This is a genomic window from Pedobacter frigidisoli (assembly GCF_032678525.1).
In the GTDB taxonomy this organism is placed as follows: domain Bacteria; phylum Bacteroidota; class Bacteroidia; order Sphingobacteriales; family Sphingobacteriaceae; genus Pedobacter; species Pedobacter frigidisoli_A.
Genome location: NZ_JAVTSE010000003.1, coordinates 556160 through 583144 on the forward strand (window position 1 = coordinate 556160; position 26985 = coordinate 583144).

Genomic DNA, 26985 nt, shown 5'->3' on the forward strand with positions numbered 1-26985 from the left:
GAATTACTTTTTTCTTTCGACAATGATTTTATCTCTGTCCAGCTGGAATTTCACTACTCCCGTGGATTCGAGCAGGTCAAGCACTTTTCGGACATCTTCATATCTGCTGATTGTGCCAAAAAAGGTTTCCCTTCTGATATCCTGATCTCTGTATTCGATTCTTACATTATACCACCTGGCGAGCTTGTTCATGATCATACCCAGCTCCTCATTATTAAACATAAAAAATCCTTCTTTCCAGGTGATGGCATAGCTGGATTCCACATTCATTACACTTACCTCAGCTTTGCTCACACAGGCTTGCTGTCCAGGTTTTAAAATCATGTTTTTTTCAGCCGCTTTTAATACAATAGATCCTTCCAGCAAAGTGGTATATGACTTTTCGTCCTGAGCGTAAGAAGAGATGTTGAAATGGGTTCCTAATACCTGAACTTCCTGTCCACCACTTACCACAATGAATGGCACTAAAGGATCTTTTGCAACTTCAAAGTAACCTTCCCCTGTAAGTTCTATTCTGCGTTCTTTTAGACCAACAAAGCTTACAGGATATTTGAGGGTCGATGAAGCGTTAAGCCAGACTTCACTCCCGTCGGGTAAAGCCACACGGTATTGTTCACCACTTGATGTAGCCAATAAATTGTTTCCTAAATGACCATTTGCATTATCAGTTTTTCCATAGGCTATTCTCCCTTGCGCAGATTCGGTGATTTTCACTCCCCATCGTTCAGCAATTTCCCCGTTAGCAGTACCATTTAAAATAATCTTTTTACCGTTGGCAAGTGTTAAGGTTGCTGCATTTTTCCCGGGCATTGCGAATGCCAATTGCTTAGATTTTGATGAATCGCTTTTATTATAATATAACAGACCAACCCCAATAGTTAATAGAACCAAGGCGGCCGCAGCAAAACGATACCATTTCCGGGAAAAAGATTTGAGTTTAGGGACGGGCAGAACTGCAATTTCATTTTGTATTGACTTCCATATCACATGCTTCATCTGCTGCATTTCGATTAATTCAACGCCAGGGTCAAGGTTTACCGACCGTTGATTATACCAACTTTCTAGCAATGCTATCTCCTGATCGGAGGCAATTCCTCGATGATATTTTCTAAGAAGTTCAGAGAGCTGTAAAGAAGTTTTCATTAACGGTTTTTCGCTTATTAATGATAAGACCGCTGAGCATCCTCTTGGTATTAGATGAATGCAAAATATTTTTTTATCTATTGATTGTTGTGAGTTCCAGGATCGAAATCACGGAGGTTTGCATTTATAAAATTGGAAATCAGGTAAGCATCAACCCTTATAACCTAATAAAATACAAAGGAGTGAAGCCGAAATTCCGAGTTTATCGCGCAAAATACCAAGAGCATTGCTGACCTGACGCTTGACAGTATGTTCAGAAATCCCTAGCTTTTCACTAATTTCTTTATGTGATAGATGTTGCTTACGACTCAGCTCGAAAACCTCTCGCATTTTGGGTGGTAAGGCCTGAATCTGTTGCTCAATCAACCTGCTAAGCTCTCGTTCGCGGACCAGAGTATCAGTATCGATGTGACCTTCATTTATAAAATCTGCCAGAGATTGCTGATAATCGTGAACAAGTTTCTGTCGCCCGATATGTTTAAAAATCCGGTTGCGAATTGCTTTGTACAGATAGGATGAAAGCTGCACATTGAATTCTATTTGACCAGATTTTTTCCATAATGTAGTAAACAATTCCTGGACCACGTCTCGGGCTTCTTCATCGTTGTTCAATAACTTTCTGGCATGGAGATAAAGTACCGCCCAGTACCGATCGTAAATTTCCGAAAAGGCCGCATGGTCACTATTGCGCAATAGAGCAGCAAGCTGTAAGTCGGTATGATCTTGATAAATTGCCATCGTATACTAAACGAATTTAAGAAATTTAGGCGATAGTAAAGAACTTCAAAGGGTTCAGCATAGTCTTAAAAGTTGCCAAAGCAATAGTTCTCTGATAAAAACCTTTAAAAGTATTTATCTACATCAATGAAAATAAACATCCATACACAACAAATATGGCATATGAATCAGGTTTTTGCCACTGTTAATCCTGTTGATCAAAATAGCAACCGATGCCTGAGTGATAGGGCTTGTTTTCTGTAAATGTTCTTATCGGACCTCAGAGTTAAATCGATGGAAAGCCAGTAACATAATCTGGAGTTTGATGTCCAGGGAGTACACCCATTATCGTTTTACGTTTATATTCTTTCCCAAAAAAATAATTAAGTCCTCTCCACGCAAATCCCGGGCAATTATTTTTCCTTTGGGATCAAGCAAAAAGTTTCTTGGTATACTGGTAATACCATAGATTTTACTAATATGATCATCTAAATTGTATACAGTGGTCCAGTCCATCTTCCATTCACCTATTGCCCGGATGCAATTCTGCCGTGTAACCGGTTTATCTAAACTTACCCCTAAGACGTCGAAACCGTGTTGTCCAAACTTCTTTTTAGCGAATACTACATTTGGCATCTCATCTTTACAAGGCCCACACCAGGACGCCCAAAAATCTATCAAGATATATTTGCCCCTATAATCTGATAAGCTGATGTGCTTTCCTTGTGGATCTTCAGAGCGGAATTCGGGTGCAATTCGGCCAATGCCAGTTAATTTTTCAATACGGAATATTTCCCTGAAATATTGGGCTTCAGAAAGCCCCCGCAATCTGGTGCTTAATTGTCTGAACAGTGGCCCAACAATAGCAGTATCCCTTCCCCCGCCAATTATTTCCCTAAATGCGACGAAGCTAAAATAATTATCTGTGTTATGTGAAATAAATTCCTTTTGTAACCTTATACGTTCATCAATATTTTCATGAGCAACTTTTCTAAGTGAATCCTGAAATTCAGCGTTAGTTTTCTTGCTTTCAGGGGCGTCCATAAATACTTTCATCGCAGCATCGAACCTTTTCTTGAAGGGCTTCATGGCAGATTCATATGTTGGAAGCTCTGCATTTATCCTCGAGCCAGTTACCTTGCTATATTTCAAGGAATCATTGATCGAAATCATGACCGCACTATCTAGATAAACATTAACCATTTCCCCATTTTTACGGCTTACACTGGCCTGAATCGGGCTGGCCATTAGGCCGTTGAAATGAAAATTTCCGTCCTTAATAATTGCTGAGTCGATCGCATTTTTACCTAGATCTCTCCAATATGCCCAATACCGGAGATAGAGCTTTTCTCCGGGAAAATACTTGCCAATTTTGCCATTAATTGAAAAAGGGATATTTTCCTGCGCAAAGCAGCTCAGGGAAAACAGAGATATCAGTACGGTAAAAAAGGGGTTTTTCATATCCATATTATTTATTACCATCCAGCGCATTTTTAATTCGATAGGATACATCCTGCAGATGTCCCTTTTTCATGCCTGTCGCCAGGGGAATAGCTGAATTTATCTCAGAAAGCAAATCACTTAGATGAGCCCTGAAAACAGTCGATAAGTCTGGAATAGATTTATCATTTGGAGAAAGGCCCTGCCAGATTTGTAGAGAATTCTGAGGAAGCTTGCTACCCCTTGTAAGTCCTATCACAGATTCGATATAAACCGTCTGAAGATTTCGGCGATAGATATCTATCGGATCCGAACTTTGCAACTCACTCCAGGCTGCCTCCTTTAACATTTTCAGAAAAATTTCTGCGTTGAAATCATTATTTCCCTCCCCTTGCTCTATGAGGCTAGATATGCCTGCTGAGGAAAAAAGTCTTGAAAATAACATGATCTGGGCGTTTTTAATTTCCCTTATCGGATTCATCCCAATCCTAGAAGCTAATACTGAATCACAAAGCCACTTGGGTGTTTTTACCGCATTATCGATGATAAACTGGGTCATTTCCCGTTGTTTTTCTAGTGGAACGGCAGAATACACCCCACCTGGCTGGCCCGCATTTTTAGCTATCGTGTAGACCCCTCCAATATTTTTGGCAGCATGCCACAGATATTGACTGTATTGCTTAAGAACCTCTGTATAGGCATTTTTTGCGTTCTGATAACTATCTCCATCCGGCGTAGTCCACCGTAATATGTTAGGCATTACCCTTTTTAAATTAAGAATGCCGTAGGTTCCTGCTTTTGCGGCATCGTCTCCAAGGTCTTCGGTTTGCGCGGAAGGATCCTGATCCAGGCTTTCAGCTCCGAAGCGCAGTCTTCTGTTATGAAGTGCATGCACCGTCATCTGGTCCAATACCTCTATTTCCTTTTCTAAAGGCGTTCCTTCAGGAAACCATCGGTATCCCCATTTTATCGCCCAACGGTCATAATCTCCAATGCGCATGATCATGCCACTTTCGCCAACATTATCGCCTGGCTGCGCGACATAATTAAATCTGGCATAATCCATGATCGACGGGGACAAACCGTTCTTGTCCACCCACATGGGGTTCCTCAGACTGTCCACTGTAACAGAAGCACTAGCGGCATAATTGTGTTGGAGACCCAGTGTATGACCAACCTCATGGGAAACTACACTTTGAATCAACCTCCCCATCAATGCGTCATCAAAAATATTTTTCCGCGCTCCAGGGTCTGTTCCGCCAGCCTGTACCATATACCAATCATGAAGCAATTTCATAATATTGTGGTGCCAATCAATATGGGCTTCAATAATTTCGCCAGTTCTTGGATCAACGATTTCGTTACCCATGGCATTTAGCACAGCAGAAGCTTTATAGACGATTGCATTATGGGCAGCATCATCTATACTCCAGGAAGAATCCTGAGGCGCTAAGCTGGCTCTTACGGCATTTTTGAATCCGGCCTGTTCAAAAGCCTGTTTCCAATCTTCGATGCCCTTCCGGAAATAAGGAACCCATTTCTTTGGAGTAACCGGATCAATGTAAAAAATGATGGGTTTTAATGGTTCGACCAATTCCCCTTGAAGATAACGTTTGATATCCTGAGGTTTCGGTTCCAGACGCCAGCGACGGATAATCGTCTCTTTTTTTATCCCCTGTGGATTGGCATCAAAGTCAGTATAGCTAGAATTTAGGAAACCTACTCGCTCATCGAAGAATCTGGGGCGCATCATTTTTTTGGGTAAGAGCAGCACCGAACTATTTAGCTCATAACTTGCCGCCCCACCTAGTTTGCTATAAGTTCTAAAAGCGCGTATTTCAATATTAGATTCAAAAGCCTTAATAAACTGCAGGTATGAACGATCTTGCACTTGAGAAGACAACTGGAGCAAGCTCTTTGCCCCGCTGGAAAAAAAGAACAACTCATTATCACTACTCAGCTGATCAGTCATGTCAATAAGATAGCTTTTATTTTTGCCCGTCGTATCCTTTCCCAATGCCTTGACAGGATATGAAGCAATCAAAGGCTGAACATTTGAATTCTGGAGTGAATGATACATTCCTGTAGGATCACTCGTAGATCTTTCACCCAGCATAGGCTTAACCAAATACAAAAGATTTTTATTTCCTTTTATGAACCGGACCATAATCTGACCGATTTCATCGCCGGCAAAGCCTGCGGTAGTATTCCTGATTTCTGCAGCAGCCCTGGCAATCCGGTTGACGATTACAATATCTCTTTCAAGCAAAGAATCGGGAATCTCAAAATATACGCGGTCATCTACCTGATGTACATTAAAGAAACCCTTCTGTGTCATCGCATTTTTAGTAATAAGATCCTGATAGGGCTTTGGGATTTCCTTTTGTGCATTGGCATTTAGAGACAATAGTAATGCAAAAGATACTGCAATAATGTTTTTCATTGACATAGTATTTATATTTCTGTATAACGGGAAAAATATTGAAAGTTATAATCTCAGTATCATCTCAAAGGGATCGCTTTGATTGCGAGAAGCGTAGCCATCATGAAGCAGTTCATGATAATATCGTTCGGATTCGGAACGATACAGGGAATCTGAATTGTCAGAGATTGCTTTTTTAGCCCACGGCGCAGCCATGAGTCTGAATTTTCCCCTTAAATTATTATTTGCTGTCTTCGCGATATCATGGTATTGCCATGGCTTTGCATTCTTAGTCAATCCAGCACAAATTTCATAGGCCAAATCTTGCTTACCAGCCCTAACAGCGATAAAGACATCAACCTGCCCTTTGATAAAATCCGCCTTCGGAATTTTATACGAGGTCAGATCTGACACAAATCGATCATACACCTCTGGCTTGTAGATCCGCTGAGGCCCCGGGGAATAAAACTCCTCCATCAGATTAATGGTGTTCCACATTCTGGATATCATTGCCGCTACTCGATCTTCTCCAAATTTTTTAATAAATAGCTTGTTATTTTCGAAAAAGAAGTTTGCTATATCGGAATGTATAGGTTGCATTGGTATAATATTAAAACAAGGGTTCTCAAGCAGAATATTATTACCATTCTCTTTCACTAAATCTTCCAATGCAGAACGAAGCGCCGATGCATTACGCTTCTGCATCAAATCCGAAAAAAAAGTTCGTAAAAAGGCCGTATCCCTTTGCCCTTTTCCGAATTTTTCTTCCAGCGTTACCGTATCACGTTTTAACAGCGCAGCCCTTGCCCAGCTAATCAGTTCATCCGCTTTCTTGTCACCTGCAACATCAAATTGCTGAATCCGGTATCCATCTGCATTGGCAATGACCAGTGCAGGATAATACTTGATCTGGAATTTACGGGCAATTTCTTTTCCATCCTCCTTTTCCATGTCCAGATCAACATTGATGAAGTATCGATTAAAAAGGTCTCCCATTTCCTTTTTTGAAAATTCCTCCTGTGCTAATCGCTTACAGGGCATACACCAAACTGCATTGCAATCAATAAATAACAATTTATTCTCTTTCTTCGCCAATTCCAGCGCATCCTTCCAGCGACCGGTAAAAAAATCAATGCCGCCATTCATGTGTTGTGCAGCTGATGATGCAGGCAATAGAACTACTAAAAAGTTTACTAACAACGAAAGCGCTACAGGGTATATTTTTTTAAAAATTAAATTCATCACTTTTAAAATTGTTCATTTAATTATTAATGATTTGTCTAAAAAACTAATGGTAAGATTTCAGTGTAGTCGTGGAGGGGATTATCCGCAAACGGAAGTTTTAGCAATGACACGCTCCTCTGAGATTCTTTTAAATAAATTGATGAACCAGCTGTTTCTATCGGATGAGCCAATGTTTCTGCAAACTTGTACCTCATCTTGCTATCATAAACCAGTGAATTGGCTATGGATGCAAATCGGAAGCGCTGCCAGTCACTGATCCCGTTTTTATACTGATCGATCTGTGCCTGGGCGGCTTTATAGTCGTAATTTTTACAAGCAACATAAAAGTCAATGACCGCTGTGATCTCTTGATACATTTCAAGTTTATTTGCCTTGATATCCTCCAGATATGTATGATAGGCACTCTTATCCATCTGCCTCATTGGTCGTGGCATCATCAGTGAATCCAGACTGGAGACATTGGTAAAAATTGTAGCAAGCTGGCGCTCCACCACTTGTTTACCAAATTTTTTATAAAACTGCTCACGCTTTCCAAGTACGTATTTTACCTCTGGATCATGACGACCTGCAATCGTAAGCAAATGCCAATAGTCACTATCCAGCAAAGCCTGAAATCCAGATTTAATCAGCAGCTCATGAAATAGAAATCGGCTATATTTGCGTTGCCCGTTACTTAATAGTTCCTGAAAGTAAGTCACCGCAGCCCTTGCATTCTCGGGCTCTTGATCAAACCGCTGCCCGGGGGTATACTCATCAAACCGGCCTTTTGCTTTAGCAGCCCATATTAGAAAAGCCGGCGCATCCAGACCACCAATGTGCTGTTCGAGTTTATACCCACTACTATTTAACATAAGCAGCGTTGGATAGGCCATCACACCAAAGCGGTCTTTGAGTACTTTAGCTTCAGGCTTTTCCATATCCATTTGAAGCGATACAAAATGAGCATTTATGTAATCCGCAACGTTTTTATCGGTAAAAACATTTTGTGCCATCTCTTTACAGGGAATACACCAAACAGCGTAACCATCAAGAAAAATACCTTTATTCTCCTTTTTTGCCTTCAAAACTGCCTGTTCAAAAGTCCCCTCGAAAAACTGTATACCCTGTGCAAACACCGGTAATTGAGAGCATACCATCGGAAACAATATTGCAGCTAGCCAAGCTCTAAACCGGAATACCATACACATAAGGGGAAGGAGCAATTTTTGGAATCATTGCATTCATTAAATCATCTACGCACTGTAATGCGATATACTTTAAATCAGGGTCCGTTTCTCCAGCCGCAGCGATGGCAGCCCATTTCGCAGCCTTCCAGCGATAATTGTACTGCATAACTGTATAAAAGTCCGCCCACTTGGCAAATTGCAAGTATTGCCATGGTTTAGCACCTTTCAACGCACTGTCAGCAAGCAAGAATGCTTCCGCCTGTTTCCCTCCTCTTAGCTTGCTGTAAAAATCAACTAGCGTACACATAAAATCCGCATTAGGTATTTTATTTTTTACCAGCTCTTGCTTAAGACTATCTAATCCCCCTGTCTTCCTCGCCATTTCCCCTAGAGAAATTCTATTGACATACATTTCACAAAGGCGATTTTCAACAACATCTTTGCCGTAAACCTTTATAAACTCATCCCTGTGCTGAACAAACCACTGACCTATGGGTGATCCAATACCTGCAAGAGGCAAGACCTCCCAATATTTCTTTTGTATGAAAGCTTGGTAACCTTCCTGTTTAGCAATATGCTCAAGAGGAGCCATCTGGGCGCCACGTCCTTTAGTCTTAAATATATTGGTAAAAAATTCCTTAACCATGGCTTCAGAACGAGGCCCGTTATAAAACTTTTCATCATCAGTAATTAGATTTTTTTTAGCCATAGCTATCTGACCAGCTTGCAGCAGCGTATCAGCCTTACTTAGCCCGACAAGCTTACTTACCTCCATTGCATCCGGCTTAATATAAAGCAGGGTAGGATAGGCTTTCACTCCATACCGTAATGCAAGTCCCGGCCCCTCTCCTTTTTCCATATCCATGCTTAGGTTAATAAAATTCTGGTTATAATAATCCGCAACAGCTTTTTGAGTAAAAACAGAGTCTGCCAGGACCTTACACGGTACACACCAGGTTGTTTTGGCGTCCAGAAAAATAAGCTTGTTCTGTTTCGAAGCAAGACTGAGTGCATCTTTAAACGAACCTTCAAAGAATTTGATATTGCTTTTTTGCGCAAAGACTAATGATGCAGTAAAGATCAGTACAGAAAGAAGAATTGATATTTTTTTCATGAGAAATTATATGTTTGACCCGTAGACTACTGGAGTTAGGATTAAGTTTGTAAATGGATTTCGAAGATCGTCTATGAGTTCCTGGCTTTCCTTACGTTCTTGGGCTGTTTTTGCCAATTGCAAGGCTTTATTTGCCCAGACCATTACTTTTTTGCGCTCTAGGGGACGACCAGCCGTTAGCCAGTCCGCATGTAAAGCCATTCGATAGTATTGCCACCACTTTGCACTTTTCATAAAAGGATCCGCTATTGCAAAAGCCTCATCATACTTAAAATCCCGGCAACGCTGATGAAAATCCACAGCCATTTTCATAAAAGATAAATCAGGTACCCCGCGTTCTTCCATCCGTTTTTTAAAGTTCTCATAAGAAGGTTTATTATTCAGATGATCATCCCCATACCAGATCAAAAACCTATTGTTAAAATATATGGCCATGATTTTTGCATTCACAGCATTCTCACCATAGATTTTAGCAAATTTTAAGTGATTTTTCACGAAATACAACGCAGCCGCAGACCCAGGACTAGCAATCCCAAGAGCCTCCCAGTATTTCTTTTCCAGCAACACATCGGCTCCTTTGAATTTAATGATTTTATCGAAAGCGTGCTGCTCTGCGCCAAGCGGTTCATTTTCCATCACTTCTTTAAAATACCGCTGAAGAAAGATGGGGTCCTGATATCCGCCCTTTTCAAAACGTTCTTCCAAAGTAATGGTATCTTTAAGCTGAAGATTTTTATTGCCATCCGCCAACAACTCTTCCGCATCCCGCTTACCTTGCTCATGGGCGACCAAAAATCCTCCAGGTTTGAAATAAAGCATTGCCGGAAAACTTCCTACTCCGTAATAGCTGGACAATTCCTTACCCTCTCCCTCATCCATTCCCATTGCTACATTTATATAGTTTTCATTGTAAAAACCGCCAACTTTTTCCTGCGGAAATACATTGGCTTCCATTTCCCGGCAGGGAATACAAGATCTGATTGAACAATCCATGAAAATCATTTTATTTTCGGCCTTACTTTTAGCAAGTGCCTCTGCCCAGCTCCCTTTAAAAAACTTTATACCTTTTGATACCTGTTGGCCATATCCCCCTAAAGCGGAAAATACCAGTATGACCATTATTAATTTTTTAATTTTCATTGTTTGTCTAGTTATGCTTTAGAAGGGACACATGATAGAGTAATCTCCTGATCACATGTCCCAGTAATTAAGAATCAATTGATAACAAAGCCCAAGCCGGTTAGCAGGGATTTTATCGCATTATATTTCTTCATAATAGCCACATTACTCCCATACATTGCAGTAAACTGCGCAGTAGAATAAGTGAAGGATGCTTCTATAAATTGGTTCACATCCAGATAAGTCGGTGGCGACTGTATATTGTAAATAGAGGGGAAACCAAAGTCGCTGATGGACGGATCCTTACCTAAGAAACCCAGCGTTTGAAGATAACTCGCTGTATAATTATTGTATACAGCGCTCGATATACCCTTTAAGGATGCAATATTATAAATACTCAGTCCATAAATATCCGGGGTAGTCAAAAAAGCTCTGGAAACACTATAAAAATTGGAATTCAGAAATGCAGTATTTTTCGCATCCAAAACATATGCGGAAGCTATGGCCCTCAAAATCGCAGCCCGGTGCAGATTGATTTCATTCGCCCCCAATTTAGAAATCCTGGGAACCGCCCCTATCACCACAGTATTAAAGCCTTTATATGCCCGGGTACCATATATTGCATTATTAAGGGTATCCGGCACAAAAAAACTCTGTGGCAAAACGCCTTTAGGTAATGCTGGAACGATATAAGTTGACAGGAATTTAAGCGCTGGAATTACATCTGCTTTTTTCTTTAGATTTAAATATTTGGTGACAAGACCAAATTTGAGCGTTTGAAAATCAGGATTGTAATCAACACCCAGTTTTTTGTAGAAATTATACGAAATTCCGAAGGGATCGACGCGTGCATCAATGCCAATAGTATCTTTATAGAAAACGGGGATTTTGGTGGATTGATAAAACTGGAAAATGGCGTGGTCCACTGAATCAGAAGGGTTATCGATAATTTCAAAAAAGTTTTTATCCACATTCGATGGTAATAATGATCCTTCTTTTTTACAGGAAAACAAGATAAGTGCCGGTAGCAGGTAAATAATAAATTTTTTCATCATTATATGATTTAGACATTTAAACATTAAGGGGTGATAGGTCGGGCCGGGCGATCGAAATTAACCAATGCACCTTGATTGAACTGTATTGCTGATACAGGGATTGGTGTCATATAGGCATTAACATCTTCTGGATATGGTTTCAGCACATAAGCGCCCGAAGCCACAACTGAACTGGCTGTTGAACTATACAGAAAATATTTATGGGTAATACTTTTGGTAAAAGGATATTTGCTGTTTACCGCATACCGCCTCAGATCAAACCATCTTTGCCCTTCAAAGCAAAGTTCGCGTCTGCGCTCCTCACGAATAAAATCCACCAGATCTCTTCCCGAAAAAGTAATGGTGGTTAGATCTGCGGGTTTAAACCTTTTGCTTCGCAAACTCTGCACGGAAGTCTGGGCGCCAGCATCATTTCCTAATAATGCCTGTGCTTCTGCCTTATTGAGTATAACCTCTGATAGGCGTAAGAGAAAATAGCTGGAAATAGGTGTAAATGCTGCCGCGTCGGCCGCTGCAGTTCTTGATTTGGTTGGAATAAGTTGTTTGGAGGTGCTTGAAGGGTTGAAGAAAGCCTGCAACCTCAAATCAGTGGAAGCAAAGCTAGAGAGTAAATCCGGAGAGGCTTTGTAAGAATTATTAAAACCAGAAGACTCATCTACAAAAACATCATAAGTCAGATACGATCCCTGAGAGAAAATATTTTCTGGCGATTGTGGGGATGAAAAAGAAGTACCTGCAACATAGCTATTTAAATCTGTCAGAGAATAGCCCGCAGCTAAAACTTTGTCAGCCGCATCAACAGCAGCCTGATAGTTTTCCATGTAAAGGTTAACCCGGCTCAGCATCGCAAAGGCAGCAGCCTGTCGTACCCTGTATATGTTTGGCTGCGTAGTGCCCGCTAATAACTCTGAAGACTGGTTTAAATCTGTAAGGATTTGATCGTATACTTTGCCTACTGCATCCCGGCTATAGTATTTATCACTAATAGACTCCGAAATCTTCAGCGGTACACCCGCATCGGTTGAAGCAGTGGCTTTATTATATGGCATGCCATATAAGTTTACCAGAAAAAAATAGTAACCCGCGCGTAGGAACAGTGCTTCCCCTTCAACGCGGTTTAATATCTGCTGATCATCACTGCCTTTCAAATCCCGGGCTTTGTAAATGATGGCGTTCAAGGCGGCAATACGCTGATACATCCTGGTCCAGTTGTAATCATAAATCTGCACGCCAGCGGTATTAAACAGTGGATCCTGCTGCCAACGATGAAAACCACTCAGAACATTTCTGGGCAAACTATTGCTGGTTGCGTTCTGTTGATTTCCCGAAACAAATTCCTCAGCGTCGTCGTTAAGCACGTCCAGGTAAGGGAAATATACATCACTACTCGTTCCTGTGCCATAGGACAGGGAAAAATAAGCTGTGGGATTAGTGTTGGAAATATATTCCATGTATCCAGATCCAATCAACAGCTCCTGAAGATCGGTTGCCGTTTGGACGTAGGCTTTATTTTGAGATGTTTCTGCAAGAAACTTTTTACAAGAAAGATTCAAAAGGCAGAAGAAACAGATGATGATAGTTGTTTTTTTCATTGCGAAAACTTAAAATCTTATACCTAAATTAATTGTGTAGATGGGATACAGGGCCAAGGAAATATTTGGTGTAGTACCCGACTGTGTGGGATCCTGGCCTTTCAGCTCAGAACTAGCCAAAGTGAATAAATTCGCTCCGTTTAATCCGACATTAGCGGACTTAATCGATAACTTTTTACAGATAGCCGCGCTAAAATTATAGGCGAAAGCCAAAGACTGCAACTTAAGGTAATCCCCTTTAACCACGCGGATATCCGAATTGTCATACATATCGTAATAGTTGTTTGCAAAAGCATAACTCGTGCCTGCAAACCAAATCGGGTTGTATGCGAATGGTGTAACATTTAGACCGGGGATATTAGTGAAGGCTTCATCACCTGGCTGTCGCCATCTGTTAGCGACTTCAGCACGCAAATTTGTCTGCGGATCCGGAGAGGCCGTACCATATCCTGAGGTGACTTTAAGTAATCTGATTTTATTTCCAAGACTATAGGTAAAGTTAAAAGAAAGGCTAAAATTTTTATAACCGAAAAAATTCGATAATCCACCTTGAATGGTTGGTACGCGTGTACCTGACGGCGCCATGACTGCAAGATAAACGTCCTGAACATTCATGCCTGAATATAACTTAGCCAGCGCAGTGCTGTTGGATGCTTCTGCTCCGTAAAAAATAGGCGATCCGTCAGTTGCATTCAAACCTTTGAATTTGTAGGAATAAAATGTATTTAACGGAACACCTGAAAGTTGAATGTTACCCGATAAGAGGTCTGCATAAGTAATCGTATTCTGTAAGACATTGTTCCTATTGTTAACGGCCTTGGTAATTAGCTGGTTAACGACCTGACCTAATTGCGGGTCAAAACGCCAGATGAAACCTTGTTTTCCGGAGCTGTTCAGCCCTTTGTTAATGGGTGTAAAATTAAGGGAAATTTCCAATCCTTTATTAGTCAGTTCACCGCTGTTGACAACGTATTGCGTCAATCCGTTAACATCGGAAACCGTTTTATTGAGGAATGCGTCTTTAGTATGTTTATAAAAATAAGAAACCGTTCCAGCGAGCTTATGATTAAATAGCGAAAAGTCAACAGATAAATTAGTTGACGAGGTTTTCTCCCATGTTAAATCAGGATTTGGATAACCAACGATTGTTGACTGATTACCCGCGTAAATGTTATTATAACTACCACGCTGCAAAACCAGATTAGATGACTGATTATCAAGCATATTACCCTGATAACCAAATGATGGTTTAATGGCGAGGCCATTCACCCAATTCGTATTCTTTAGTAGATCATTTTTGATATCCCACCTTCCCGATACTGAGTAAACAGGGAGAAACTTGTTATTATTGGCAGCACCGAACTGGTTAGATTCATCAGAACGAACATTAAAGTTGAAAGTATAGCGCTCATCATAATTATAGGTTGCTGATAAATAAGCAGATAATATATTCGTTAACTGGGTATTGATTATCCCAAGGGCCGCAGCGGAAGTCATGAACTGACTGTAATAACCCGTGTAAGTGGTCGGAATGGCAGCAAAAACATTCCCCCTGTCCTGCTGGTAACCTCTGCGGGTAATGTTGAATCCATCGTATTTTGCCGAAGACACTTCTGTTCCAAGTGAAGCGAAAACATAGTGTTTTTGAGTGGCCCCAAATTTCTTATTGTAGTCAGATTGCAACCTGATGGTATATCCATTTTGCATGGTTTGGCTCATCTGCAGTTCACCACCTATTGGCGCTAAGTTTCCCGCCAAGGTTCCATTACCCTGGTAGCCTAATACTTTGAAAGTGTTAGCGCCGTAATAAACTTGCTGATTGGTGTTATTTATACTATAAGAAAGCGTTCCTGAGAGCTTAAAAGCATTTGTAAAACGGTAATCCAATTTAGAAGTCAGTGTCATACCATTCGATTTGGTCTGATCGGAAGAATTATTCATCTCATTCAGAATATTATAGTTATAATTCAGTCCTGAACCATTAGACTTAGGGTAATATGACAAGGAGCCATCCGTATTATAGGCTGGGATAGCCCTACTGGTGTTATAGGCATAATTTAAGACTGGTATGTCCCCAGGGTTATAGTGTCTATTAGTTACATTGGCCTGCAGACCAAACTGCATACTGAATTTGTTATAGGTAGTGGTCAAGCTCAGACTGCTAGAATACCGCTTATTGAATTCATTTTTGATTGTTCCATTTTCATTATTAAATCCTAACGAAGCGTAATACTTGGTCACATTTGATCCACCAGAGACACTCACAGTTTGATTGCTTGAAAGCGCATCACGGCCGACCAGATCAAACCAGTCTGTATTCAAGGTTTCATAATAAGCACTCTGGTTTTGAAAGGTATTAAAATCAATCTTCCCATTTGCATAATCCAAGTAGGTACGTTCGTAGCCGCTAAAGGTAGATTGATTGGAATAAATAATGCCACGCTCAAACATTTCTCTTGATACATCTACACGTTGAAACGAATTCATCATATTAATAGATTCATCGGTATAGCGTGGGCGTCTTGAGAGTGTGGCATTTGTTGAAAAAGAAAAAAGTGGCGGACCAATCTGCCCCTTTTTGGTAGTAATCACAATTACCCCATTGGCTGCTCTGGCGCCGTAGATCGCAGTTGAAGCCGCATCCTTTAGCACATCTATTTGCTCAATATCATCCGGATTTAAACCAGAAATGGAGTTACCGATGAGATTGACAAAGTCCAAATCATTAATTCTTGAGGCGCTCACATTAACAGGATCTCGCACAACCACTCCATCAACCACCCAAAGGGGTTCCTGATTACCCAAAATAGTCGAAGTACCGCGAATGCGTAGTCTTGGAGTCGCTCCCACCTGACCTGAATTTTGCATATAGGTCATACCCGGCACCCTGCCTTCCAAAAGCCTGTCAATGGTATTGATACCAGGGACTTTTATAGAATCCATTTTCAAGGTTGTGACCGCCCCGGTATTGTATTTATTTTCAATGTTTTGGTAACCTGTAGAAATCACAACCTCTTTCAGTTCACTACTTACCGGATTGAGCACAATTTCGAGGGGCTTTTTTCCAACCCTGGCTTCTTTTAAGGAATAGCCTATGTAGCGAAAAATGAGTATGTCATTTTCTTTCGCGTCAAGAATCAGAAAATAACCATCATTATCGGTGACAGCTAATACCCGGTTGCCACCTTTCAAGAAAATAGACACACCGGCCATGGGCTTACCCTGATCATCTTTGACCTTTCCATCAATTCGGAACCTTTCTTGCGCAGGATCAGAATTGTCCTTTTGCATTACAGGATTTCCATTGATAATGACGGTCTTGCCAATAATTTTATAACTCATAGGCAGCCCGGATAAGGCTTTATTGATTACTTCCTGTACGGTAGCATTCTTAGCCTCAAGAGGCAATGGTTTAAGATTTTTAAAAAGCTCGGCATCATAAAAGAAATCATAGCCAGCCTGACGCCTGATTTCTTTGAAAACATTTTCACGGGTGATAGTGGTTTTGCTTATGTTGATCTGCGCCAGGGAGGCAGCATGAACTTGGATGAGTCCGATAAATAAAATAATAGCGGTTAGCTTCATAGTGAGTATAAAATTACGGGCATAGTTCTTCCCTTTATGCGCTAAAGCATGTAAAAATTCATACATTTGAATGTGGTTTAGTTAGTTTGTTTAATTGGTTGATACGGTTTTTCATTCGGCTGACCATCTGATCAGGGGTGCTACAACATCCTTGATCTTTTGTCCAGTTTTGTAGTTAAGGTGTTACTGTAATTATCCTCCCTTCTATTTTAAAGTGTACATTACCGGCGGCTTCAATGATAGCCAATGCCGTATTGATATCTTTGGAACGCGAAACGATGCCATTAAATCTTAAAGAACTGAAATCTCCACGATAAACCACCTCTACATCATACCATTTAGATATTTTTCGCATGATACTTGGTAGATTTTCTTCATTAAAATAAAAATTACCATTTTTCCAGGCCACTGCAGACTCCAGGTCCGCATCATTTCTTACTTCAATTCTATGCCCCGGTTCAGAATAAACAATACCCTCCTGCGTAGGGAAAATATCAACTTTCTGTCGCCCAGAGAAAATGCTGACAGCACCTTCCAGAAGCGTTGTTTTCAAATATGGTTCATCCCTGTAAGCATTCACATTGAAGTGAGTGCCCTTTACTTCTATCTGCTGTCCTGCGGAAACCACTCTAAAAGGTCTTGAACTATCTTTCGCCACTTCAAAATATGCTTCACCTTCCAATTCGACAACCCTTTCTCTTTCACCATACGCTACTGGATAACGTAACCTGGAATCTGAATTTAACCAGACCTTAGTACCATCAGAAAGCACCAAGCGATAGATCCCTCCTTTGGGTATGGTCAAGGTATTGTATTCGATTAATTCATCCTTGACTGTATTAACAGGACTGTAGATTAGCGCCCCCTTACCGTCACCCACGATAGCAGTTTCATCTTCGGTCGTAACCAGTCCGTTTTGATTTGCCAAGGTAATATTTTTACCATTAGATAAGGTTAAGAGTGCTTTATTCTGACCAGGCGAGATCAACTGTTGGGAGGAACTAACCCTGGAATCGGTGAGGTTACGGACAAAGAAAAGGATGCTTAAAGAGCAAATAATTAAAACGCTCGCTGCAATACCAAATGTGCGTATCGGCAGCTTCCTAGTTCTGGAAAACAGTCGGCGATTGATTGATAGCAGAATGATCTGGTTAATATCATTCACTTCCCCCATTTCGGCAGACCAGGTATTATCTTTCTGGAAACTATTCAATAAGTTGTTATATTGGTGAAGCTCCAAGTCGCTCGCAGTCCCGGACTCAACCTTTGAAGCGAGTTCTATCATTTCTTTTTCAAACAGTTTATTATCGCTCATATAATAACAGTCACTTCAAACAACACCACCCCCTAAATGGATATGAAAAAAAAAATAAAATAATTCAAACTAAAATAAGAGTACATTGTTTAATCACCTTGTTTCAGGAAACCATAAGATTATCAAGGAATAGAAAACCTCAAATGTTACTTCCGAAGTAATCAGCTATTTACCGAAATGACTAGTAAATACCCACATTGTAATCATCTAATTATTTCCTTTTTATGCATACCTAAGTAAGAACAGTACTCTTAGGTTTCGTGCAATTTAAATTAACCAGCAAAGCATATACAGATCACCCAAAGCCTTTCGCAGTCGTTTTAAAGCTATCGTCATCTGACCTTCGACTGTTTTTTCAGAAATCTTCAATTTGACAGCAATTTCTTTATTTGACAAATATTCATTTCTACTTAACAGAAAAATCTCCCTGCATTTAGGCGGCAGCTGCCCCACGGCTGATTCTATCAGATTCTTAAGCTCGCGGATTTCCAGCTCGTTATCTGCGAGGTTATAGCTAACATCATTTGTGGGTGCTGAAGAAAAAAAATCAGCACGAATTTTCTCGTGCCTGATATTATTCGCAATTTTATATTTAACTGCACTAATTAAATATGCTCTGAAAGATCGAACAACTAAAGCATCACGGTTCACCCACATTTTAACAAAAATCTCTTGCACAATATCTGTACACTGATCCTGATCTTTGAGAATGTAAAATGCATATTTATACATCCGCTCCCAGTTCTGATGGTAAATTTCTTCAAACGCCGCTCTATCCCCAGCTTTTAGAGCGGAAAGCAGCATGATATCAGAAGTCTCACCATAATCCATATTACAAGAATACAATAAACATTAATTTTATTGTATATTTTTCTTAAGAATTATGAATAATAAATAAACAGCGCATAATTCGCATTTAAATTCTGAATATCCTACCGAGTCGGAACGGCATTTAAAGAAAATCGCACGCCTTAAACTAAAAATTGATCCTTCTTAGATCAAATTACAACTTAAGTTATCCACCTGGAGTCCATATGTTATTCGTTCTGTTGAAATCGGGTGTCAGAAAGTTGGGATCGATAATCACCTTTACAACTTTACCAGGGATATTAACCGAAAGAACCTTTACATTTCCGTACCTCCAGGTTTCAATCGGATAATCGATATGCTCGACTAATCCCCGATCATTAGTCACCTGAAGCATAAAAGGCATAGGTAACCGGCCCACGCTTTTGACGGTAATTTGTTTGCCGTTCAAAGGCGAATCAGTAACTGAAGTTACAGCCAGATCACAACGCCCGGTCTCATGAAACCAACCCCTCCAGAACCAGGATAAATCCTCACCGGAAGCATTCTCAATAGATCTGAAAAAGTCATTTGGAGAAGGGTGTTTATAAGCCCAATTACGAACATAATTTTTAAAGGCATGATCAAAACGTACCTTTCCTAATATATTTTCCCTCAACATTCTCAAACCAAGCGCCGGCTTATAATAAGAAAGACTGCCAAAATTATAAGACTGCTGGAAATCGGGCGGAGTATCAATCGCCTGAATCGTATCTGTGTGTACCAATTTGGCCATATCACTGATCGACGATAGATCTTGGAACCGGCCATTATCGAATGCTGAGGAAGCAAGTTGATTGATGAATGTATTCATACCCTCATCCATCCACCCATGCCGCCGCTCATCACTACCAACAATCATCGGAAACCATGTATGTCCAAATTCATGGGATGTAACATCCCAAAGACTTTGACCCGTACTGCCTGCCGCACAGAAAACAATGCCAGGATATTCCATACCAGGGACAATCCCCGCTACATTAATTGCCCTGGAGTAGGGATATTCGAGCAAATATTTCGAATAAAACTCCACAGCCCCTTTAACAAAGGCGGTTGAATTTTTCCAACCATTGTCCCTTAAACTTTCTTTGGGATAGAAAGACATTGCCAATCTTTGCTTCCCGCTAGGTAAATTTAACCGTGCAGCATCCCAAACAAAAGCATTAGATGCTGCCCAGGCCACATCCCTTGTATTTTTACAACTAAACTTCCAAATTAATCTTTTTTTACCATTTCCACGAACAGCTCTGTCTTCAGGTGAGCTGATTGGGACAGTTTGATCGCTTGAATAGGCGAACTTGAGCTTTTTGCGTTCGGATGCAGTCAAAACCTTTGCTTCGTTGAGCAACTCCCCTGATCCGGTTACGATAAAGTCATTAGGCGCATTTATCTCATAAAAAATATTACCGTAATCCAGATAGAATTCTCCCTTGCCTAAATATGGCAAAGTATTCCATCCATTAAGATCGTCATAAACGCACATTCTTGGATACCACTGCGCAATCTGGTAAATCCATCCATCGTTTGCTTTCATCCTCCCCATCCTGTCTGCTCCCTGAAGGGGAACCTGGAAACTATATTTTATCTTTAATTTAACCGACGCGTTTTTCTGAAGCGGGCTGCTCAAGCGAATTTTCATACGTGTATCAGTGATGAGATAATCTATTAAATTTATCTTACTGCCCGTTACCATAACTGAGGAAATTTCGTAGCCAGCTGTAACGTTGATGAACGGGTCACCCCCAAGTCGCCGAGGTGCTGCAGTGAGAAAGGCTCTTGAATCAGATCTAAATATATTTTGATCTAATTGAAGCCACAGGAATTCCAATGTAGTAGGGCTATTGTTTACATAGAGAATCTCTACATCTGCAGAAATGGAATGTTTCTGCTCATCTAAATAAGCTTTAATATGATAATCTGCACGATTCTGCCAGTATTGATTTGTGGGCGCGCCAGTTGGGAGCCGGTTCTGACTGGTATAACCTTCAGAAAAAACTGAACGAAAGCGCTGTTCATTAACCGTTGAAGATTGCGCCATGCAGAATCCAATACCAAAGAAAAAGATAAATAAGCTAACGTTAATAAATAATTTTAGTGACATACAATTTAGGGTTTCTAACCTGAATAGACAACAATCCTGGAGATGATAAACTAGCAGTCTTGTCGCTTATTCAGCAAAGAAGAGTCACTTTAATCGATCTCTTCCCTTAAAAGCCCTTCAATTAATTTTAAAGCAAATTGAGTGGTCAACTTTAGCATCAATATAATCCTAATCAAATCTGTTTATTATTTACTGGACATTCTTTTTAGTGTATTAATTGAAAAAAGCAAATCCTAAAATGCGCTCAAGATTCTGACTAAGAAAAAGGCTAGCCCCAAGTGTAAAATTTATCGAAATCGCTCCTTTGAATCAATCCATCTAAATCTCTAAATAAACTTGTTGCGTATAAATCTGCGATAGCAGTACAGATTTTCATCATTAAGAGTTCTGAATTCCTGCATGATACCTACCAGTTCAGGACACCAAGTCATTATTTATCAAACCTATACTTATCTCAGTGCAAAAAATAAGTGGAATGAAAACCGTAGCCTCTTGGAATGCCATGATAGCGAAAATAAATACCTGACATTCAGGATTAATTAATCCTTTGAGAAATGGGCAATCGATAGCTGCTTCCGATATAACAATCAATTAGTTATCCGATTCTGGTATGAACTCATATCTTTTTCCTGCCTTTGTAGCAAGTATGTTGCTATATCCTCTAGGCTTTTGCTCATAGTTGTGGCGTTTTTTCAACGGAACATTAGTCAGCAATTTTAGTGAACCACCGTTTTTCGAAAGAATTGATGCCCTGATTAATCTACCTTCTTTCCAATATAAATCAACAATAAACCCACCCCTGGCCACCAGACCTTTGACATAGCCTGTCTTCCATGCAATGGGTAGAGCGGGCAATAATTGTATTGTACCTAAATGACTCTGGAGAAACATCTCTGCTACACCAGCTGTAGCACCAAAATTTCCATCGATCTGAAAAGGCGGATGGGTGTCAAAAAGGTTATTTAGCGTAGAGGTTTTCAGCAGTTCCTGATACATTTTATACGCATGGTCACCATCAAGCAGTCTGGCCCAGAAATTAATTTTCCAGGCTTTACTCCATCCTGTACCTTCATCTCCCCGGATCAGCAGGCTTTTTTTGGCAGCATTAGAAAAAACCGTATCAAGCAATGGCGAAATTTCCCTCCCTGGATGCAGGCCAAACAAATGGGAGACGTGGCGATGTTGAGGATCGACATCCTCAAAATCACCGTACCACTCCTGAAGATTTCCCTTTTTACCTATTTGCAGCGGACGGAGTTTGCTTTTTGTCCGAGTCAGCAAACTTGTAAATTCCTGGTCTATACCCAGTATACCACCGGCATCGATCAGGTTAGAAAACAAATCACGAATAATCGACAAATCCATGGTTGAACCCATCGTAACGACTTCCTTATTTCCGTTAGGAAGATAGTAGCTATTTTCAGGTGAAGTTGATGGAGCAGTAATTAGATATTCGTCTTTTTCCACCAACCAGTCCAGACAAAAGAGTGCCGCTCCTTTCATTAATGGATAGGCAACTTCCCTGAGATATTTCTTATCACCGGTAAAAAGATAATGTTCATAGAGATGCTGAGACACCCAGGGACTTCCCATAGACCAATTCGCCCATTTCGGATCCCCATTTCCCTCTCCCACGGGGTTAGTCTGTGCCCATATATCAGAATTATGGTGTAAAACCCATCCCCTTACTCCATAATAGTTCTTTGCCGTATGTGAACCATTTTTCGCCCAGTGTGCGATCTGGCGAATTAGCGGTTCGGTTAATTCTGAAAGATTGGTTACCTCAGCTGGCCAGTAATTCATCTGCACATTGATATTGGTCGTGAAATTGCTACGCCATGAAGGTCTGATCAATGGATTCCATATACCTTGTAGGTTAGCAGGGATACCGCCAGGTCGGGAGCTGGAAATTAACAGATACCGCCCGAACTGAAAATATAGCGCTTCGAGTCCAAAATCAATCCCACCTTTTTTATAGCGTTCCAGACGCTCGTCCGTTGGAACAGTGGAGAGCATATCATCACCCTCATTCACCTTGATGGATAAACGATCAAAATAGTTCTGATAATCCAGAATATGTTTCTTTCTTATTAACTGAAAAGATTTTTTTTCTGCCCTCTCGATAAACGCCAATGCCTTAGCATGTTCATCAAGCCCGTCTTTGTCAGGATAACGATCAAAACCATTAAAACTTGTCGCCCCAGAGATGATCACCAGGATCTGAGATGCACCTGTTACATGAAGAAGACTGTCGGTACTGATTTTGCCGTCCGTACTCATCACTTTCATCCTTGCCTGATAACGCATGCCGTTGTGATGCAGACTGTCAGAGAAAACCAATGGTTTTGGATTTCTACGCTCATCCGCCTCGATCCTGGCCTTACCATTAAGCACGATTTGATTGCCCCCCAGATGAACCTCGTGTTTAAGCTCATTCCCTAAAGAAAAACTCACTGACAATTTATTTTTTACTGTAGAGGTCAGCCGCAGCACGATCACCTGATCGGGAAATGAAGAAAATATTTCTCTTTTATAACCTACCCCATCTACTTTAAAACTTGTAGTTGCAATAGCCTGTGAGATGTCCAATGTTCTGGAATAATCCGTAATTTCTCCATTTATATTTTGCAATAGAGACAGATTGGCCAGCGGTTGATACATATTGGTATTTGGACCCTGCATTTTCCGCATCAGCTTAACTGCCGAGCCATTATCCCCTTTGAAAAGCATATTTCTTATATCGCTCAGATATTGCGGCGCCTGGGGATTCGGATTTAGCTCAGCCGGCCCACCTGTCCAAAGCGTTTCTTCATTAAGCTGTATGAGTTCTGAATCCACTCGGCCAAATACCATAGCGCCTAACCTGCCGTTACCCAAGGGGAGGGCCTCATCCCAATTTCGTGCCGGTTTGTTATAAGTTAAAATTAACTTAGAAGGCTGCTGCGCAAATAAGGAAGATGCATACAGTAAATAAAAAAGAGCGATCAGATTGAATAGTCTCATAAAATTCTGGTTAGAAAAGTTCTGCAGCACAAAAAGCCACAGCTTAATACAATAATAATAAATGCTTTGATGATGAACATCCTGTGCTATCCTGCTAACAAACCGTAAAAACGACCTGGCGATAATGTAGGGTAAACGCTCAAAAATTTTTAAATGTTCGGCTGAATTTGATTACCAAGGAAAGCATGATTACTTGCCCAGGCTAATGCAACAGCAAATCGTTAACCCTCAGGATCATATCTTCCATTGTTCTAGTTGGTATGCGCTATCCCAAAATATCCACTCCATTCTGGCAGCTGTTGTAAATGCTTCAAACATGTCTTTTTTGAGCAGATCACTGCCGCTTAATGCCAAATGATCGGCAATTTCAATGGCCTTCTTCACTACTTAACCAAAGTCATCCCCAGAGTAAAGGTCGATCCATTCTTTATAGACGTTATCATTACCTGCTTGAAGTGAAAAAATGTGATCTCCGACAGCTTTGTAAATCCAAAAACAGGGTAAAACAGAAGCAACTGCAACACCTAGATCACCATATGCAGCCTGTCGAAGAATGTAGTTGGTGTATAAAAACGTAGATGGTGAGGGTTGAGCATCTTCGTTTAGACCGAATTCAACAAAATAACGCTCATGCAAACTTCTTTCGGCTACGATAGCGCCAGTTGAAAACTCGGAGAAGGCCAACACAAGTTCAGGACTATTCATTCGCCCACTTATGGTGCTCAAAGCCCTGGCAAAATCCAAAAGATAATAAGCATCCTGCGCAAGATAGAAAAGAAAACGCTCACGGCTGAGCGTTCCACTACTTAATTCGCTATTAAATGGGTGGGCAATGATACTGTTGAATATAGGCGCAATTTTTAGCCAAGCTATTTCACTCCATTTCATGTTATAAGAAGTTTTAAAGGATTAAAAAAATGGTTCAGCGGGCCGTTTCCCTTGCCCGTTACTACATTCCTCCCTGCATTTAAGGCATCGGAGATATAAGCTTTAGCGCGTTCGATTGCAACTGTAAGCGGAGCGCCTTTAGCCATTTCACTGGCAATAGCAGAGGATAAGGTACATCCTGTGCCATGTAGATTTCTGGTTTGAATAAAATCACTTTTCATGATAAGAGGTTCCATTTTACCCCGTTCAACTAACACATCATATATCACATCCCCAGATAAATGACCGCCTTTGATCAAAACTGCTTTAGCACCTTGCTCAACAATTTCCTTTCCGGCCAAAATCATTCCAGCCAGGTCAACAATTTCCATCCCCGTCAGCACTTCTGCCTCATCTATGTTCGGAGTAATAAGTGTTGCCAAGGGAAAAAGCGTTTTGCGTAATTCCCTTACTGCATCAGGCTCCATCAATCTATCTCCGCTGGTAGCGACCATAACGGGATCAAGTATGACTGGAACATTAGTGCAATATACCCCTAGCTGATGCGCAATTTCTGCAACAACCCCACTTGTGTTCAGCATTCCTATTTTAATTCCCTGGGGTTTTATATCATCCATCACAGCAACCAATTGATCCTTGATTACCTCTAAAGGTATAGCATGGACAGCGCTGACTCCAAGTGTATTCTGTGCAGTAACTGCTGTAATCACAGAGCACCCATAGCAGCCCAGAGCTGAAAACGTTTTGAGGTCAGCTTGAATGCCGGCTCCTCCGCCACTATCTGAACCCGCAATGGTCAGCACACCTATATATTTTTTTTCTTTAAACATTCTTTTCAATAATATCCCTTAGTATTTCCGCAGCTTTCGACGGACAGTCGGCTGAACAGATTTCTGAGACTACAGCGATGCAATCCGCACCACTACGTACAACGTCAGCTGCATTAGCGGATTTTATATTGCCAATAGCCACAAGTGGTTTATCTGATTGCAACCTAATGGCATGCAAACCTTCTAGTCCCCATTCGCTAATGGTGTCATTCTTAGTGGGCGTAGCAAAAATCGGGCTCACGCCGAGATACCAGACCTTTTCGGTTTGTTTATCCAAAAGATGTTCGGGGAGTTCAACGGACAATCCTACCGGATAATGGTGGCCAGATATTTTAAGCACGGTATCAAGCTTTATATCACTCTGTCCCACATGAAGACCAAATGCGTTAACCGCTCTGGCGATCTCAAAGCTGTCATTAATAATCAAAGGGACATCATACCGTTCACAAAGTTCCGCAAGCCTGAAAGCTTTATCAATAAATTTATCCGCCGGCAATGATTTTTCCCTTAGCTGAACCAGATCCACGCCACCCTTCAGCGCCTGCTCTATCACCCAAAAAAAGTCTCTTCCCAAACAGGCGGCCTCATCAGTCACCAAATAAAGCCGGTAATGAAACCCTATCATTTTAAATATACCGAAATTTGTTGCTCATCAATTTGGTACAAGGCATCATAAAAAGCCATTTGGAAACTTCCGGATCCCTGGGCTAATTTCCCAGCCATCTCCCCGCAAATCCCCATTATAGCCATTGCGCTGCAGACCCCATCAAAAATACCCGTGGAAAACGGCAAAAATGCAGCGATGATGGCCGTTGCCGTACATCCCATTCCTGTAACCCTGGCCATCAAAGGATGACCATTGTGAACGGCCATTAAACGGTCACGGTGGACGATGTAATCGGTTTCTCCAGAGATACATACAACAGCACCAGTTTGCTCAGAGAGCATGGTAGCTGCCCGGATTGCCTCAGCTGACTGATGAACACTGTCAACTCCTTTGGAAGACACATCATATTTCGCAATCGCCATAATTTCTGAGGCATTCCCACGGATCACTGTAGGGCCCAGATGGAGGAACTGATGGAGTACTTCGTTTCTAAAATTACTCGCCCCGGCGCCAACCGGATCCAATACCCACGGTTTTCCAGCAGCTTTAGCTTCATGAATAGCCAGAAGCATGCTATTCACCCAGTACTCATCCAAGGTTCCAATATTAATAACTAATGCATTTGATATCTTTGCAATATCGGATTGTTCAGGGTGAGCATGTGACATCAATGGCGAGGCGCCGATAGCCAGTAGCGCATTGGCCGTATTATTCATAACCACATAATTGGTGATACTATGCACCAATGGTTGTCCTTCGCGTAGCGAAATAAGATTTTTGACGATTTCAGACTCCAT

At 41.0% G+C, this 26985-nt stretch carries 19 protein-coding genes; all 19 read right to left on the reverse strand.

Annotated features, from left to right (window positions below; genetic code table 11):
• Positions 1-3: 3 nt before the first annotated feature.
• Positions 4-1143, reverse strand: a complete 1140-nt coding sequence (locus R2Q80_RS11465) for a FecR family protein (RefSeq protein WP_316799745.1) — start codon at positions 1141-1143, stop codon at positions 4-6.
• Positions 1144-1293: 150 nt separating this feature from the next.
• Complete coding sequence (locus R2Q80_RS11470) at positions 1294-1881, reverse strand: RNA polymerase sigma-70 factor (protein ID WP_316799746.1); 588 nt, start codon at positions 1879-1881, stop codon at positions 1294-1296.
• A gap of 324 nt (positions 1882-2205) precedes the next feature.
• On the reverse strand, positions 2206-3321 hold the full coding sequence (locus tag R2Q80_RS11475; protein WP_316799747.1) for a TlpA disulfide reductase family protein: 1116 nt from the start codon (positions 3319-3321) through the stop codon (positions 2206-2208).
• Positions 3322-3328: 7 nt separating this feature from the next.
• Positions 3329-5743, reverse strand: coding sequence for a zinc-dependent metalloprotease (locus R2Q80_RS11480; protein WP_316799748.1), 2415 nt, complete (start codon positions 5741-5743; stop codon positions 3329-3331).
• 45 nt (positions 5744-5788) lie between these two features.
• On the reverse strand, positions 5789-6964 hold the full coding sequence (locus R2Q80_RS11485; protein ID WP_316799749.1) for a thioredoxin family protein: 1176 nt from the start codon (positions 6962-6964) through the stop codon (positions 5789-5791).
• Between the two features lie 38 nt (positions 6965-7002).
• Positions 7003-8103, reverse strand: coding sequence for a thioredoxin family protein (locus R2Q80_RS11490; RefSeq protein WP_316799750.1), 1101 nt, complete (start codon positions 8101-8103; stop codon positions 7003-7005).
• Positions 8104-8131: 28 nt separating this feature from the next.
• Positions 8132-9247: a thioredoxin family protein gene (locus tag R2Q80_RS11495; protein WP_316799751.1), complete on the reverse strand. Its 1116-nt coding sequence runs from the start codon at positions 9245-9247 to the stop codon at positions 8132-8134.
• A gap of 6 nt (positions 9248-9253) precedes the next feature.
• The gene (locus R2Q80_RS11500; RefSeq protein ID WP_316799752.1) at positions 9254-10387 is read right to left on the reverse strand and encodes a thioredoxin family protein; all 1134 of its coding nucleotides are present in this window, start codon (positions 10385-10387) and stop codon (positions 9254-9256) included.
• A gap of 74 nt (positions 10388-10461) precedes the next feature.
• Positions 10462-11421: a hypothetical protein gene (locus R2Q80_RS11505; protein ID WP_316799753.1), complete on the reverse strand. Its 960-nt coding sequence runs from the start codon at positions 11419-11421 to the stop codon at positions 10462-10464.
• 23 nt (positions 11422-11444) lie between these two features.
• A complete protein-coding gene (locus R2Q80_RS11510) occupies positions 11445-13013 on the reverse strand; it encodes a RagB/SusD family nutrient uptake outer membrane protein (protein WP_316799754.1) in 1569 nt (522 codons plus the stop codon).
• A gap of 9 nt (positions 13014-13022) precedes the next feature.
• A complete protein-coding gene (locus R2Q80_RS11515; RefSeq protein WP_316799755.1) occupies positions 13023-16664 on the reverse strand; it encodes a SusC/RagA family TonB-linked outer membrane protein in 3642 nt (1213 codons plus the stop codon).
• 109 nt (positions 16665-16773) lie between these two features.
• The gene (locus tag R2Q80_RS11520) at positions 16774-17913 is read right to left on the reverse strand and encodes a FecR family protein (protein ID WP_316799756.1); all 1140 of its coding nucleotides are present in this window, start codon (positions 17911-17913) and stop codon (positions 16774-16776) included.
• A 267-nt stretch (positions 17914-18180) separates the two neighbouring features.
• Positions 18181-18744 (reverse strand): RNA polymerase sigma-70 factor, encoded by a 564-nt coding sequence (locus R2Q80_RS11525; RefSeq protein WP_316799757.1) that lies wholly within the window; start codon positions 18742-18744, stop codon positions 18181-18183.
• Between the two features lie 184 nt (positions 18745-18928).
• Positions 18929-20860, reverse strand: a complete 1932-nt coding sequence (locus R2Q80_RS11530; RefSeq protein ID WP_316799758.1) for a M1 family metallopeptidase — start codon at positions 20858-20860, stop codon at positions 18929-18931.
• 591 nt (positions 20861-21451) lie between these two features.
• Complete coding sequence (locus R2Q80_RS11535; protein WP_316799759.1) at positions 21452-23863, reverse strand: glycoside hydrolase family 95 protein; 2412 nt, start codon at positions 23861-23863, stop codon at positions 21452-21454.
• 387 nt (positions 23864-24250) lie between these two features.
• On the reverse strand, positions 24251-24751 hold the full coding sequence (locus R2Q80_RS11540; RefSeq protein ID WP_316799760.1) for a TenA family protein: 501 nt from the start codon (positions 24749-24751) through the stop codon (positions 24251-24253).
• Positions 24748-25581 (reverse strand): bifunctional hydroxymethylpyrimidine kinase/phosphomethylpyrimidine kinase, encoded by an 834-nt coding sequence (gene thiD / locus R2Q80_RS11545; RefSeq protein WP_316799761.1) that lies wholly within the window; start codon positions 25579-25581, stop codon positions 24748-24750. Before thiD ends, R2Q80_RS11540 begins: the two co-directional genes overlap by 4 nt.
• Positions 25574-26206, reverse strand: coding sequence for a thiamine phosphate synthase (gene thiE / locus R2Q80_RS11550; protein WP_316799762.1), 633 nt, complete (start codon positions 26204-26206; stop codon positions 25574-25576). Before thiE ends, thiD begins: the two co-directional genes overlap by 8 nt.
• Positions 26203-26985 (reverse strand): hydroxyethylthiazole kinase, encoded by a 783-nt coding sequence (gene thiM, locus R2Q80_RS11555; protein ID WP_316799763.1) that lies wholly within the window; start codon positions 26983-26985, stop codon positions 26203-26205. Before thiM ends, thiE begins: the two co-directional genes overlap by 4 nt.